The organism is Streptacidiphilus rugosus AM-16, from assembly GCF_000744655.1.
Lineage (GTDB): Bacteria > Actinomycetota > Actinomycetes > Streptomycetales > Streptomycetaceae > Streptacidiphilus > Streptacidiphilus rugosus.
The window spans coordinates 768,222-782,780 of record NZ_JQMJ01000003.1; the positions used below are offsets into that span (position 1 = coordinate 768,222).

The 14,559-nt window shown below is 72.0% G+C and carries 10 protein-coding genes; 3 read left to right on the forward strand and 7 right to left on the reverse strand.

Translation table 11 applies throughout. From position 1 onward, the window contains the following. From BS83_RS47260 to BS83_RS06980, 5 genes are all read right to left on the reverse strand, one after another. The gene (locus tag BS83_RS47260; protein WP_037601971.1) at nucleotides 1-1,596 is read right to left on the reverse strand and encodes a glycosyltransferase family 2 protein; all 1,596 of its coding nucleotides are present in this window, start codon (nucleotides 1,594-1,596) and stop codon (nucleotides 1-3) included. Beyond that, a complete protein-coding gene (locus BS83_RS06965) occupies nucleotides 1,593-3,125 on the reverse strand; it encodes a glycosyltransferase family 4 protein (RefSeq protein WP_037603000.1) in 1,533 nt (510 codons plus the stop codon). The genes BS83_RS47260 and BS83_RS06965 overlap by 4 nt, the downstream gene beginning before the upstream one ends. A gap of 144 nt (nucleotides 3,126-3,269) precedes the next feature. Then, a complete protein-coding gene (locus BS83_RS06970) occupies nucleotides 3,270-4,277 on the reverse strand; it encodes a Gfo/Idh/MocA family protein (protein ID WP_037601973.1) in 1,008 nt (335 codons plus the stop codon). Next, nucleotides 4,274-5,386: a DegT/DnrJ/EryC1/StrS family aminotransferase gene (locus tag BS83_RS06975; RefSeq protein WP_037601975.1), complete on the reverse strand. Its 1,113-nt coding sequence runs from the start codon at nucleotides 5,384-5,386 to the stop codon at nucleotides 4,274-4,276. Before BS83_RS06975 ends, BS83_RS06970 begins: the two co-directional genes overlap by 4 nt. Nucleotides 5,387-5,781: 395 nt before the next feature. After that, nucleotides 5,782-7,998, reverse strand: a complete 2,217-nt coding sequence (locus BS83_RS06980; protein ID WP_037601977.1) for a terpene synthase family protein — start codon at nucleotides 7,996-7,998, stop codon at nucleotides 5,782-5,784. A gap of 151 nt (nucleotides 7,999-8,149) precedes the next feature. On the opposite strand from BS83_RS06980, the gene BS83_RS06985 reads away from it, so the two are divergent. Then, nucleotides 8,150-9,334 carry an ROK family transcriptional regulator gene (locus tag BS83_RS06985; protein WP_037601979.1) on the forward strand — a complete coding sequence of 395 codons (1,185 nt, stop codon included), beginning with the start codon at nucleotides 8,150-8,152 and terminating at the stop codon, nucleotides 9,332-9,334. 64 nt (nucleotides 9,335-9,398) lie between these two features. Here BS83_RS06985 and gltX read toward each other — a convergent pair whose 3' ends face one another. Beyond that, on the reverse strand, nucleotides 9,399-10,757 hold the full coding sequence (gltX, locus tag BS83_RS06990) for a glutamate--tRNA ligase (RefSeq protein ID WP_232248166.1): 1,359 nt from the start codon (nucleotides 10,755-10,757) through the stop codon (nucleotides 9,399-9,401). A 179-nt stretch (nucleotides 10,758-10,936) separates the two neighbouring features. Continuing rightward, a complete protein-coding gene (locus BS83_RS06995; RefSeq protein ID WP_084713189.1) occupies nucleotides 10,937-12,142 on the reverse strand; it encodes an alpha/beta hydrolase in 1,206 nt (401 codons plus the stop codon). Between the two features lie 436 nt (nucleotides 12,143-12,578). On the opposite strand from BS83_RS06995, the gene BS83_RS07000 reads away from it, so the two are divergent. Then, the gene (locus BS83_RS07000) at nucleotides 12,579-13,940 is read left to right on the forward strand and encodes an MFS transporter (protein WP_157596988.1); all 1,362 of its coding nucleotides are present in this window, start codon (nucleotides 12,579-12,581) and stop codon (nucleotides 13,938-13,940) included. Nucleotides 13,941-14,025: 85 nt separating this feature from the next. Beyond that, complete coding sequence (locus tag BS83_RS07005; RefSeq protein ID WP_232248091.1) at nucleotides 14,026-14,493, forward strand: nuclear transport factor 2 family protein; 468 nt, start codon at nucleotides 14,026-14,028, stop codon at nucleotides 14,491-14,493. Nucleotides 14,494-14,559: the final 66 nt, after the last annotated feature.

A 14,559-nucleotide genomic window follows, 5' to 3' on the forward strand; every position in this document is an offset into this window, starting at 1 on the left:
TTACTTCCTTCCAAGGGCCTGCAGGCGGCGCAGGCGTTGCGCTATGACCCGGGTGGCCCGGATCTGGGCGAGGGCGAGGACGGCGCGCCCGGCCCGGTCGCCGACGAGGTTGACGCGGTGGTAGCGGTTGCGGAGCCACAGCTTGAGCTCCGGCAGGGTGGCGGCCGTGACGGGGAAGTCGAAAGCGCCCTCCTCGTCCGCCAGCGTGAGCCTGACGGACCACCGGCCGGCCACGGGCCTGCCCGGTGTCGACAACTCGGCCAGGGGGATCCGGAACCGGATCCTGGTGCCCGCGTCGGCGGGCGTCCCGGGAAAGGCCGGGGCGAAGGTCCGCTCGGACGCGGGACCCCCGTCCCCGTGGTGCTGGGTGAGCCGGACACTGAGGTGGGGGCCCCACAGCCGCGCGTAGTCCGGAGCCGGACTGTGGGCGGTGAGGAGCAGGGCCGCGTCGGCGCCGGCGCTGTCCCAGGCCGGCGTGACGTCGTTCAGGGTGGTCCGGGTGCGGTCGAACCAGCGGTCCTCGACGGAGGCGTCGGGATTCCGGAACGCCGGGTGCTCCAGGTACACCCGGCCGTCGATCACCTGCGTGGAGTCCTGCGGGTTCGCCTCGTCGAAGCGCACCGCCTCCAGCAGCGCGTCCAGGTGGCGTCCGCGGGCCAGCAGCACCCGGACCAGCCGGCGCCAGGCCAGCCGCTCCAGGACGGCCTCGTCGATGTACTCCTCGATCAGGCGCCCGACCGTCTCCAGCAGCCGCTCCTGGTCCTCCCGACGTTCGAGGACCGGGATCCGCTCGCTGAGCGTGATGATCATCTCGTTGTTGACGTAGCGGGTGAACACCGCGGTGCGCTGCTCGTCCGACGCCCCGAGCCGGATCGCCGTTGCCATGCTGCGCTCGAGCGCGACCAGCATGTTCTCGTCCCGGCCGCGGTAGGTGAGGTTGCTCTCGTCGTCCCGCTTGACCGCGTAGTAGTACTCGTAGTCGCCGAGCACCGAGATCTTCGCCGAACGCAGCACGCACTCCAGGGTGAACGCCTGGTCGCACAGGATCGTCAGATCCTCGTGGTACCGGATCGTGTGCCGTTCCAGCAGCGCGCGCCGGAACAGCTTGGTGTCCGAGAGCGCCCAGGGCAGGTCGGAGTCGGTGAGCCCGATGTCGTAGCGGTTGCCGTGGGCGAACACCGACTTGGGCACGACCCGGCCGTTCACGCCGACCATGGTGCCGAGCACGATGTCGCTGCCGTGCTCGTCGGCGGTGGCGACCATGCGCTCCAGCGCCTCGGCGCCGAGGTAGTCGTCGGCGCCGATGAAGAAGACGAAGCGCCCCCTGGCCGCCTCGATGCCGCGGTTCTGCGGCGCCGCCGGGCCACCCGAGTTGGGCTGGGTGATCACCTTGACGACCTCGGGGTAGGCCGCCGCGAAGCGGGCCAGCTCCTTGGGCGAGTCGTCGGTGGAACCGTCGTCCACGGCGATGATCTCGAGCCGGTCCAGCCCGATGGACTGTCCGATCAGCGAGTCCAGACACTCCGTCAGGTACGGCATGGTGTTGTAGACCGCGATCACCACGCTGACGTCGGGAGGCGCGGTCCGGGCTCTCATGACCGGGTGCCGATCGTGCCCCGGGGCGCGGAGACCACCCGGCTGTAGACCTCGTCCAGGACCGTGGCCTGGTGCTCCCAGGTCCACTGCTCCAGCAGCCCCGGCTGGTCGTAGACCTTGGCGTAGCGCTCCGGGTCCGCGAGCACCGCCCGCACCGCGCGCAGGAAGTCGTTCAGGTCCTCGGCCTTGAAGATCTCACCCTGGCCGGTGCGCTCGGCGACCTCGCTCATCGTCTTCACGTCGCTGACGACCAGCGGCAGCCGCGCGTGGGAGTACTCGAAGTACTTGGTGATCAGCGCGATCTCGTGGTTGGGCCAGTGGTGGATCGGGATGACGCCGACGGTCGCACCGGAGAGGAAGGGGACCACCTGGTAGTGCGGCACGTAGCCCATGACGTGGACCCGGTCGGAGACGCCGAGCTCCTCGGCCTTGGCGACCAGGCTGCGCAGGTAGGCGGACTTCGGGTCGAGCACCACCAGGGCCGTGTGCACGCCGGGCAGCTCGGGCAGGGCCTCGACCATGATGTCCAGGCCGCGCTGCGGTGCCGCGGCGCCGCTGTAGACCATGAGCGGGACGTCGGCGCCGATGCCGCACAGCTCCCGGATGTCGGGGACGGCCTCGTCCGAGACGTCCTCGGGGGCCTCCCCACCGGGGGCGTTGAGCACCACGGCCGGCTTCTCGGGGAGCGCGTGGGACTCCTGGAGCATGTCCGCCAGGGTGTCCGAGACCGTGATCACCGCGTCGGCGTACGGGGAGTACTCCCGCTCGTGGTGCACGTTGGCCGGGCGCCAGCGGGCGTTGTCGGTGTACGGCCGCACGCCGGGCAGGTACTCGTGGGCGTCCCAGACGAGCTTGACGTCACGGCCGGTGGCGCGCTGCCGGATGGTGGAGCGGGCCCCGACGCCGAGCATGCGGAAGTCGTTGGCGTGGATCAGCTCCGGCTTGAGGCTGTCGATGACCGGGCCGAACGCGAGCTCGTAGTCCCACAGCTGCGGGTCGAGCTGGCGCCAGGCGCGGTTGCCGCGGGCCTTCACCAGCACGCGGGCCCAGAGCTGGTCGAGGCGCGTGTCGGTGTTCTTCCGCGACTCCTTCATGCGCCTGGTCTCCCCGGCGCGCAGCCGCACCCAGCGGTACGCCACCTGCGCGGCCAGACGCGGTGGGACGAGCGCGGCCTTGCCGAGCGCGCGCCCGGCAGGCGACTTGGCCTTCTTGGCGTTCGGGCTGAGCTCGGCGAGTCGCACCGCGAGGTCGGCCCGCCAGGCCTTGACCTGCTGGGTCCGGTACTGCGCCACGTGGTAGGGCGGGTAGGCCAGCGGGCGGCGGAGCCAGGAGCGGCGGAACCAGTGCCGCTGCATGCCCAGAGGGGTCGGCATGTGGATCAGCCGGACGTCGGCCTCGCCGATCTTCCAGGTCTGGGTCTCCCCGGTGTACGAGCGACCGAGCAGAGTCACCTCCCACCCGGCCTCGGCGGCCGAGCGGGCGGTCTTCTGGACACGGGAGTCGCCGTGGACCCCGTTGTCGACAAGCATGACGACCCGTCCACGATGGGCTCGCGGGGCGACACCGCTGTCCGGCTCCATGAAAAAGACACTCCTCTGTCGTGTGTTGCCGGGTCGTGCAGGAGAGAACGTGAGCGGCGGCCGGACATCCGTCGGCCGCCGCGGACCGCCCCGTCAGACGCCGTCGGCGGCGATTCTTATGGTGCGGCCCTGGCTGGCGGAGTCCAGGACGGCGGCGGAGACCTCGACGGTGCGCAGTCCCTGACGCAGTGTGACGATGCCCGCGTCCTTCCCCTCCACCGCGTCGCGGAAGCGCTCGTGCTCGACGAGCAGCGGCTCGCGCTTGGGGATGGCGAAGCGGATCATGTCGCCCTCGGAGACGCCGCGGAAGGCGCGCAGCGCCTCCCACTCGGTGTCGACCATGCCGTTGGCGTAGAAGGTCAGGTCGGCGGTCAGGGTGTCCGCGACGAAGGTGCCCTTGTCGCCGGTCACGACCGTGGACCGCTCCTTGAGCGGGCTGAGCCAGTTGACCAGGTGGTTCGCCATGGCGCCCTGGGAGAGCTGGGCGACGACCGCGACCATGTCCTCGTGCACGCGGCCGCTCTTGGAGACGGTGTGCGCGGACACGGACAGGTAGTCCTGGCCGGTGACCCAGCTGGTCAGGTCGATGTCGTGGGTGGCCAGGTCCTTGACCACGCCGACGTCGGCGATGCGGTGCGGGAAGGGGCCCTGGCGGCGGGTGACGACCTGGAAGACGTCCCCGAGCTCGCCGGCCTCCAGCCGCGAACGCAGGCTCTGCAGTGCCGGGTTGAAACGCTCGATGTGGCCGACGCCGGCCACCAGGCCGCGCGACTCGAACGCCTCGACCAGCCTGCGCGCGCCCTCGACCGTGTCCGCCAGCGGCTTCTCGATCAGCGCGTGCACACCGGCCTCGGCCAGCTCCAGGCCGACCGTCTCGTGCAGCCCGGTCGGGCAGGCGACGACCGCGTAGTCGACGCCGAGGGCCAGCAGGTCCGACACGGTCGGCACGACCGGCACGCCGCGTGCGGCGCCGCCGGGGTCCCCCGCGGGGTCCACCACGCCGACCAGGTCGACGCCGTCCAGCGCGCCGAGCACCCGGGCGTGGTTGCGGCCCATCGCGCCGACGCCGATCAGGCCGGCCCGCAGCTTCGACGCCTTCACAGCTGACCCTCCAGCGCGTTGACGGCCGTCACGATGCGGTCGAGCTCGTCCTGGGAGAGGGACGGGTGCACCGGCAGCGACAGCGCCTGGGCGGCGGCCCGCTCGGTCTCCGGCAGGTCCCACGCGCGGAGCGAGGACGGGCCCTGCTCGGCGAACGGCTTGAGCCGGTGGATCGGCGTCGGGTAGTAGACGGCGTTGCCGATCCCCTTGGCGGTCAGCTCCGCCTGGACCGCCTCGCGGTCGGCCGGCACCCGGACCGTGTACTGGTGGTAGACGTGCTCGGCGCCGTCGGCGACGGGCGGGACGACCAGCGTCTTGATGCCCTCGCTCAGGAACTTGGCGTTCGCCTGCCGCTGGGCGGTCCACGCGGGGAGCTTGGACAGCTGCACCCGGCCGATCGCGGCGGCGACGTCGGTCAGCCGGACGTTGGCGCCGACGATCTCGTTGGCGTAGCGCTGCTCCATGCCCTGGTTGCGCAGCAGTCGCAGCGTGCGGGCCACCTGCGCGTCGCCCGTGGTGATCATGCCGCCCTCGAGCGAGTGCATGTTCTTGGTCGGGTAGAAGCTGAAGGCAGCGGCGTTGCCGAAGGCGCCGACCGGGGTGCCGTTCAGTGCCGCGGCGTGCGCCTGGGCGGCGTCCTCGACCACGGCGAGGCCGTGCTGCGCGGCCAGGGCCTGGATCCGGTCCATGGCGGCGGGGTGGCCGTAGAGGTGAACCGGCATGATCGCGGCGGTCTTCGGCCCGATCGCGGCGGCGACCGCGTCCGGGTCCACGCAGAACGAGTCGGGCTCGATGTCGGCGAAGACCGGCTCCGCGCCGACCAGCCGGACCACGTTCGCGGTGGCGGCGAAGGAGAACGAGGGGACGATGACCTCGTCACCCGGGCCGATGCCCAGGGCGAGCAGGGCCAGGTGGAGGGCGGAGGTGCCGGAGTTCACCGCGACGCAGTGGCGTCCCGCCACCAGCTCGGAGAACTCCTCCTCGAACGCCGCAACCTCTGGTCCCTGGACGACCATGCCGCTGCGCAGCACGCGCACCGCCGCTTCGATCTCTTCTTCGCCGATCACGGGGCGCGCCGGGGGTATGGGCGCGAAGCCATGGTCCTGCATGGGCCCGTCCTTCTGGTGGGGCGGGTCAGCATCGAGCTGCCCTGGGATCTCCGACGACCCCGCGTCGATCCGCTCGTACAAGCGAAGGGATGGATGGCTCGGCCGCAGGAGGACGGTAACCCATCACCGGAGCGTGTATCCAGCGGCATCGGGCAGCAGAAGTGCGAGCTGCGGGTGAACGCCCGGCCCATGGGGACGCACCGTCAGTGAGCGTGTACGCACCGCGCGCGAACACCGGTGCGTGTCCAGGCAAAAGGGACGGACTGCCCTGTGTCCCAGGCCTCGTTCGTCCGGCGACGGATTCGGCCCGGGAGTGGAGACGATCATGCGAGGCGCCGGAGGGCCGGGAGGGGAGACCCCTCCCGGCCCTCCGGTCGGACGGCCGCGCCTCGCCGCTAGGGCCGGACCGAGGCGGTCCCCAGACCGGTCGGTCCGCGTGGGATCGTGCGGGTCAGGGCGACGGACCGGCCGCCGCCGAAGCGGGCGAGCAGCTCCGGCTCCGGATAGCGCCGGGTGTCCGCGTGCCAGCGGACGATGCCCGCGATCCAGTTCTCCAGATCGCGCAGATACGCGGCGACCGAATCGCGCCCGGTGGCGTCGAGCCGCAGGTCGTCGACGACGACCGGGAGCTCCTGCGCGACCAGGTGCTGGAACTCGCGCAACCGCGAGTGCATCAGGTCGTCCGTGATGCCGACGGCGGCCTCGTAGTCGCAGTCGAAGAAGTTCTGCACGACCAGGACGGCGTTGTGCACCTCGCCCTCGAACTCGATCTCCTTCTGGTACGAGTACAGGTCGTTGAGCAGACAGCAGAAGTCGCTCGCCGCCTTCTCCATCGAGCGGACGGTGCCGCTGTCGAAGAACGCCTCCGGCAGTTCGCCGTGCCGGGCGAAGCGGCTCAGCGCCATGGTCAGCGGGGAGCCGAAGGTCTCCCTGCGCATCTCGACGTAGTCGACCGGGTCCGGGATCCGGTGCAGCAGTTGGTTGTCCAGCTCCCAGAGCCAGCTCTCCAGCATCCCCTCGACGCAGTCCCTGACGGCGCGGCGCCGGTCCGGTCCCAGGCCGGGCACCGTGCGCCGCCACAGGTCGGCCAGGCCGCGTTCGGTCGGCGTGGTCGGTTGTCCCGCCGTCTCGCCCGGCTCGACCGGCATCAGGGACCGCAGCCGGGCGTTGGCGAGCCGCGCGGCGACCGGGCTGCTCGACCGCCCGAAGACCAGCGGGTAGTAGTCGTCGGCGTAGGTGCCCCAGGTCAGCCAGTCGGTGGTGAGTTCGACGCTCTCGCGGCTGCCGTCGGGGTGGAGTCCGGCCGCGCACAGGGCGAAGTCGAAGGAGGCGAGCTGCTGCGCCGTCCAGACGCCCTCGCTGTGCAGGCCCATCGCCTCCGCCCAGGCGAGCGTGTGGGCCCGGGCCGCGTGCAGGTGCGGGCTGAGCCGCAGGGGGAAGGGCGAGACGACCGGCGGCACCTGCGAGGGGCCGACCTTCTGGTGCGGGACGTGCGTGAAGTTCCTGATCCGCTTGAGTCCCAGACGGTTGGTCAGCGTCCTGAGGTCGGCGGCCGACAGGCCGAGGCCCCGCGGCCCGGGCAGCCACGGGCCCGGGCCGCCGTCGAGGGCGCCCTCGTTCATGTAGCGGGAGGAGCGCAGGTGCCACTCGTGCCCGCCGGACTGCCAGTCCTGCAGGCCCTTGGCGTAGCCGAGCACGGCCGCGCACTCGGCCGGGTCCAGGGCGTGCTCGGCGAACAGCGCGGGCAGCTCGGTGAGGGTCGTGTGCTCGAACTGCTGCAGCCGCGAGGTGAGCAGGTCGTTGACGGCGTCGGCGGCGTCCTGGGTCGCGCAGCCGAGGAAGGTCTCCAGCACCAGCACGCCGTTGCTGAGCTCGCCCTCGTCCTCCACCTCGCGCTGGTACGAGAAGAGGTCGTTGCGCAGGTGCACGGCGTCGGAGAAGGCGTCGCGCAGCACCCGCAGCGGACGACCGGCGGCGACCCGCTCGGGCACCTCCGCCCGGGCGGCGAACTCCACCAGCCCGGCCGACCAGGGCGCGCCGCCGACCTTCCGGCGCATCTCGATGTACTCGACCGGGTTGGCGATCCGCCCCGCGTGGATGTTGGAGAGCTCCCACAGCGACTCGTTCAGCAGGTTCCTGGTGCTCTCGGCGAAGCGCGCCCGCCAGCCGGCCGAGAGCTGCGGCACGGTCCTGCGCCACAGGTCGGCGAGCCCGGCCTCGACCGGGTTGGCCGGCTCGGGCGTCGGAGCGGCGGGGTCGAGCGGCATGAAGGCGGGCAGCCGGTCGAGGTACGCCCTGGCCCCGGCGCGGTCCTGGGTGCGCTTGAAGAGCTCCAGGAAGTGGTCGTCGAAGAAGAAGACCCAGACGTACCAGTCCGTCACGGTGTCCAGATCCTCGGCGGAGGCGTCGGGATGCGTGTACGAGCAGAGCAGCGCGTAGTCGTGCGCGTCCAGATCCCGCTCGTCCCAGACCCCGGACCCCTCCAGCATGCCCATCGAGCGGGCCCACTGTTTGGTGTGGACGCGGGCCCGCTCCAGGTGCGGACTGAGGCGGGCGGGGTGCGGGACGTAGAACTCGGGCAGCACGAAAGGCTGTTGCGTGGCAGCGGTCACGCGCTGGGACTACCCCTGCGAAGATCGTGCTATCCGGGGACAGAAGTAGTCATATCGTCATCCTGTGCGTTCTTCCTGAGCACTGGGCAGCGGCCACCAAAGTTAAGTACTTTTACTTTGCGGGCGGCGACGACGAACGGATACGGGGCGCATGGACGAGCAACCGTGGAGCAGACAGCGGCTGCGCAGCAACAACGAGTGGCTGCTGCTGGAACGGCTGCGGTCGGCGGGCCCGGCGTCGCGCGCCCAGCTGGCGCGGGACAGCGGGCTCTCCAAGCCGACCGTCTCCTCCGCGCTCGCCGCGCTGGAGCAGGCGGGTCTGGTCCGCGAGGCCGGACTGCTGGCCCCCGATCGCGGCAGGGTCGCCGTGCTGTACGAGCCCGACCCGACGGCGGGCTACGTCCTCGGCGTGGACATCGGCCGGGCACGGCTGCGGACGGCGGTCGCCGACCTCTCCGGCCGGATCGTCGCCCGCGTCGACGTACCCAACCGCGGCCGCAGCGCGACCTCCGTCGCGGACGCGGCGATCGCGGCGGCGGAGCGGACCCTCGCCGAGGCCGGGATCGACCGCGCCGACGTGGTCCAGGGCGTCGTCGGCGCACCGGGCGTCTTCGACCCCGACAGCGGCCGGGTCCGCTACGCGGTCAACCTCCCGGGCTGGGGCCGCCCGGGACTCTTCGAGCGGATGCAGGAGCGGCTGGACACCGCCCTCTCCCTGCACAACGACGCGAACCTGGCCGCGCTGGGGGAGTACGCCTTCGGCGCGGGCGCGGGCAGTCGCCTCTTCGTCTACGTGCTGATCGGCACCGGCCTCGGCATGGGCGTCGTGGCCGACGGCGAACTGTTCGCCGGCGCGCACGGCGCGGCGGGCGAGATCGGCTTCCTCCCCCTGCTGGACGCCTCCGCCCTGGAGGGCGACGGCGCGGTGCCGCGCCGCGGCATGCTGGAGGACGCGGTCTCGGCCGACGCGGTGGTCCGCGCGGCGCGCGCGTTCGGCGCGCAGGGCCCGCTCACGGCGAAGCGCGTCTTCGACGACGCCCGCCGCGGCGAGGGCGCGGCGGTGGCCGCGGTCCGCCAGGAGGGCCAGCGGCTGGCCCTGGTGGTGGCCTCGGTCTCGGCCGTCCTCGACCCCGACCTGGTGGTCCTCGGCGGCGGCGTCGGCCACAGCGCGGACCTGCTGCTCGCGACGGTCACCGAGACCCTCCACCGCGTGACGCCGCTGCGCCCGCGCGTCGCCCCCAGCGCGCTGGGCGAGGACGCGGTCCTCCTCGGCGCCATCGCCACCGCGCTCCGGGCTGCCCGCCCGGCGGTCTTCGAACGCCGGGCCACCACGTAGCCCTCACCGCAGAGGGCCAGTTGCACTGTCAGGGGCGCAGCCCCGCGCCCCTGGCTGGTTGCGACTACAGCTTGGCGATCGCCGCGTCCAGGCGGGCCAGGACGCGGTCGCGGCCGAGCAGTTCGAGGGACTCGAAGAGCGGGAGGCCGACCGTGCGGCCGGTCACGGCGACGCGGACCGGGGCCTGGGCCTTGCCGAGCTTGAGGCCGTGCTGCTCGCCGACGGCAAGCAGCGTCTCCTTCAGCGGCTCCGCCGCCCACTCCGCCGCCTCGAACGCCGTCCGCGCGTCGCGGAGGATCTCCGCCGCGCCCGGCTTCATCGCCTTGGACCAGGAGGCCTCGTCCTCCACCGGCTGGTCGAGGAAGAGGAAGTCCACGTTCGCGGTGATCTCCGAAAGCACCGCGAGCCGCGTCTGCGCCAGCGGGGCGACCGTCTCGAACAGCGCCTGGTCGAACCGCTCGGGGGCCCAGTTCGCGTAGGGGGCCGCCAGGTACGGCGCGCAGGCGGCGACGAAGTCGGCCGGGCTCAGGGCGCGGATGTACTCGCCGTTGAAGGCGGTCAGCTTCTTGATGTCGAAGAAGGCCGGCGAGGTGTTGACGTCCTCGATCCTGAAGCGGCGCTCCAGCTCCGCGAACGGCAGGATCTCCTCGTCGTCGCCCGGGGCCCAGCCCAGCAGCATGAGGTAGTTGACCATGGCGTCCGGCAGGAAGCCCTCGGTCAGGTAGTCCTCCAGCGCGACCTTGTCCCTGCGCTTGGACAGCTTCTGCCGCTTCTCGTTGACGATCACCGAGAGGTGCGCCCAGACCGGCGGGGTCGCCCCCAGCGCCTCCCACAGCAGCTGCTGCTTCGGCGTGTTCGAGAGGTGCTCCTCGCCGCGGATGACCTCGGTGATCTTCTCGTCCAGGTCGTCCACGACGTTGGCGAGCAGGAAGACCGGGGAGCCGTCGCCGCGGGCGACGACGAAGTCCTCGATCGCCTTGTTCGGGAAGGAGGTGTCGCCGCGCACCACGTCCTTGACCACGGTCTCGCCCTCGTCCGGCGTGCGGAAGCGCAGCGCGCGGCCCTCGGCGTAGGCCAGGCCGCGCTCGCGGCAGAAGCCGTCGTAGCCCAGGTGCTCGGAGCCGGTCCGCTCGGCCAGCTGCTCGCGGGTGCAGTCGCAGTAGTACGCGCGCCCGGCGTCGCGCAGCTGCGCCGCGGCCTCGCGGTGGCGGTCGGCCTGCTGCGACTGGAAGTAGGGGCCCTCGAACGTCGGGTCGTCCTTGTGGATGCCGATCGCGGCCAGCGCGTTGATGATGCCGTCGATCCACTCCGGCTTGTTGCGCGCCGCGTCGGTGTCCTCGATGCGCAGCACGAAGACGCCGCCGGTCTGTCGCGCCACGGCCCAGTTGTACAGAGCGGAGCGCGCGCCGCCGACATGGAACATGCCGGTGGGCGAGGGGGCGAAGCGGACACGGACCGGGGTGGCTGCAGACATGGGCCCAGCCTATCGGCCCGCCGGGTGATCAGCTTTCGGATTCCCCGCCGGCCGGGCCGGGCCGCCGGCGCATGAAGGGATGTTCATGTGTCGTGGCCCGGGCCTTGTCGCCGGTCCTGTCGCCGGTCTCAGGGCGAGGGGGTGGGGCCGATGAGCTGGTCGCTGATCCACTCGATCGGGCCGTTGCCCATCGCCGGCACGTACGTGTAGGCGTTGTGCCGTCCGCCCTGGATCACGTTGACCGTGGTGTGGATCGGGCCCTTGTTGCCGAAGACGGTCAGGAAGTTCCTGATCGCTTTGATCTCCGCGGTGCCCTCGCGCGTCCCGTACTGGAAGGCGAGGTAGACGTCGGGGCCCTTCCTCGCGAGCAGCTGCTTGGCCAGCAGCAGCGGGTTGTTCTGCTGCTGCTCCTTCTCGTGGCCCTTCCAGAACGGCGAGTCGGGCACGATGTCGGGGCCGGAGACCAGGGCGGCCTTGAACTGGTCCGGGTGCATCAGCACGGCCTTGAGCCCGGCGAAGCCGCCGCTGGAGGAGCCCAGGAAGCCCCAGCCGTCGCGGGTCCTGATCGTCCGGAAGTTCTGCCGCATCAGGTCCGGCACGTCCTCGGTCAGCCAGGTGCCCATCTTCGGCTGACCGGGGATGTCGCTGCCGTCCCAGTAGTGCGCGTGGTCGTCGGGGCCGGGGTTCAGCACCGGCATCACGAGCAGGAAGGGCTTGCTCTTTCCGTGCTGGTACCAGTCGGTGATGCTCTGCTCCAGCTTGAGCCCCGGGTCCTTCCAGTAGTTGTCGTTGTAGCCGGGCCCGCCGGGCAGGGCGATCAGCACCGGGAAGCCGCTCCTGGCGAACTTCGGGTCGCCGTACGCCTTGGGGGCCCAGACCCAGACCTTCCCCGTGTAGCCGGACTTCGGCCCCTTCAGGGTGACCACGGCGATGTGGGTGCCGTCGTCGAGGGTGTGCTCGATCTTCCACGGCGCCGCCGGGCCGGTCGGCAGCTGGGTCCTGGAGTCGGCGAGAGCCGGTTTGCCGTCGCCGGCGTTCTTCCCGCCGGATCCGCCCCCCGGGGCGGGGGTGTCGAAGGTTATCGGCTCGCCGCGCTGGCTGAAGGGCGGGATCTCGTAGTGCTGCATCACCGGGATGCCGACTCCGACGAGCACGCCGACGCAGGCCACCAGCGAGGTCCACAGGAGCAGGCGGCGTCGCCTGCTCCCGCCTGCGCGCAGGCGACGACCGGCCGATCCACTGCCGGCCGGGTCGGCCGCGCCGGCCGGACCGTCCGTCAGGTGCGGCTGGGCCTCCGGCTCGTACTGCTCCGGACTGGTGGACTGGTGGGTCATCGCGCTGCTCCGGCTGGTTCGGCCCGGCGAGGGGCCGGTCGGGTGCGTGCTGGCTCGCTGATCGGGGTGATCAGTGTGATCAGACTGATCACCTTTGTGCCTGTTGCGATGGCTTAGACAGCGCGCCCACAGTATTCGGTTCCGCGTTGTTCGAATCTACTGTTCGTGCATGTCCCATCTCTTTCGGTGCGTGCTCCGCCCAGGTCAGACCGGGTCTCCCGGCCCGTCGGACCGTCAGATCGCCACCCGGTCGGCGGACCGGGGGACGGTGCCGGCCGTCCGCCGGGCCGACTGCGACGTCCGGGTGATGTCCCTCACGCCGACCGGGCCGGACCCCGAGAAAATATCTTGACATCAAGAGAGATGGTCGGCAGGCTGACCATGGATATCTTGATGTCGAGATACCGGCGAGGATGCGCCGGAGACGGGGGCGGGCATGCGGGCGGCGGGCGAGGCCGGACTTCTGGGGCAGCTGCGGAACCCGCCGGGCGGGCGGGACGCGCGCACCATGCTGCTGGCCCTGTGCGTCGACCGGACCGGCACCGGCGTCTGGGCCGCCTCCGCCGTCCTCTACCTCACCTTCGTGGCCCGACTGGACGCGAGCCGGATCGGCCTGCTGCTCGGCGCGGCGGGCATCGCCGGCATCGCGGGCTCGCCGCTGGCCGGCTGGCTGGCGGGGCGGTACCCGGCCAGGACGCTGCTGATCGGCAGTCACCTGCTGCGGCTGGCCGCCTTCGGCACGATGCTGACCAGCCGCTCCGTCGCCGTGCTGCTGCCGGTCGTCGCGGTCACCGCGCTGGGCGAGCGCGGCGCGAAGATGCTGGAGATGCTGTTCGCCACCAGGGTCGCGGGCGAGCGCCGGTCCGGTTACCAGGCCCTGGCCCGGACCGTCGCCAACGCGGGCTACGCCCTGGGCGCGGGCATCGCCGCGATCGGACTCGCGGTGGGGACCGACTCCGCCTACCGGGCGCTGGTGCTGGCCAACGGCCTCTCCTTCCTGGTCTCCGCGGCGCTGGTCCGGCGGACACAGGAGCCGGAGGCAGTCCCGGCTGCGGCTGCGGCTGGGGCCGTGACATCGGCGCCCGGTGGGGCGAAGCCGGCGCGTCCGGCCGGACCGTGGCGCGACCGGGGCTACCTGCTCTTCGTCCTGCTGGACATCCCGATGTGCCTGGACGACTCCGTGCTCAATGTCGGCCTGCCGCTCTGGCTGGTCGGCCACACGACCGCGCCGCACGCGCTCGTCCCGGCCTTCCTCGCGGTCAACACGGTGCTCGTGGTCGTCCTGCAGCTCCGTGTGTCCGCCGCCGCGGAGGGTCCGCGCCGGGCGGTGCGGGCGGTGCTCTGGTACGGCGGCTCCTTGCTGCTGACCTGCGCCGTCCTGGCGGTGTCCGGAACGGGCGGCGCGGTGCTCGCCTCGGTCGCGCTGCTCGCCGGAGCCGTCCTGGTGACCGTCGCCGAGCTGCTGCGCTCGGTCAGCTCCTGGGAGCTCTCGGTCTCGCTCGCCCCCGAGCGCGCCCGCGCGCCCTACCTCGGGGTGGCCGGGATGTCGCAGTCGGTGCAGAAGTCGGTGGGCCCGCCGCTGCTCACCGGCGTGGTGATGGCGGCCGGCCCGGTCGGCTGGCTGGCCATGGGCGCGGGCGTGGCCGCGCTCTCCGTCGTCCAGAACCGCGCCTGCGCCCGTCGGCTGGCGGCGATGCCGGTCCTGGTCCGTCCGCTCGCCTCCTCGGCGTCGGCGCCGGCGCCGGCACTGACGCCGGTCCCGGCCGATGGGGAGCGGGCTCATGCCGAGTCGGCATAGGTCCAGGAAGAACCGGTCTTTCCCTCGGGGGCCGGTCGTTCCCTAGGGTCGAACCAGACCCCAAAGGCCCTACCAGGGAGCGGACATGAGCCTCACCACGCAGATCGTCGCCGAGCCGGAGGCCGTCTCGGCGCTGGAGATGCAGAGCCGGGTCACCGAGGCGAGCCGGGCCGTCATCCGCGACTACCTCGCCTCGGTCTCGCTCGGCCCCGGCGCCAGGATCGAACGGTTCTTCGCGGAGGACGCCACCTGGACCCTCCACGGCGACCTGCCCATGTCGGGCGTGTGGCGCGGCCGGCGGGCCATCCTGGAGGAGTTCATGCCGACCGCCTTCGCCCGCGTGGACGTCGCCTCGTTGAAGCTGGAGGTGGTGGACATGATCGCCGAGGGCGAGCGGGTCGTCCTGGAGTGGACCTCGCAGGCCGACGTCCGGGGCGGGCTCCGCTACGACCAGCACTGCCTCGGTGTCTTCACCGTGCGCGACGGCCTGATCGTCTCGGTGCGCGAGTACTTCGACACCGAGCACGCGCGCCACACTCTCTTCGCGGCCTGAGCCCCCCGAGGGCGTCAGCGCTGCGGGCGTCGGGCGTCGGGGGTCGGGAACGTCGGGGATCCGGAG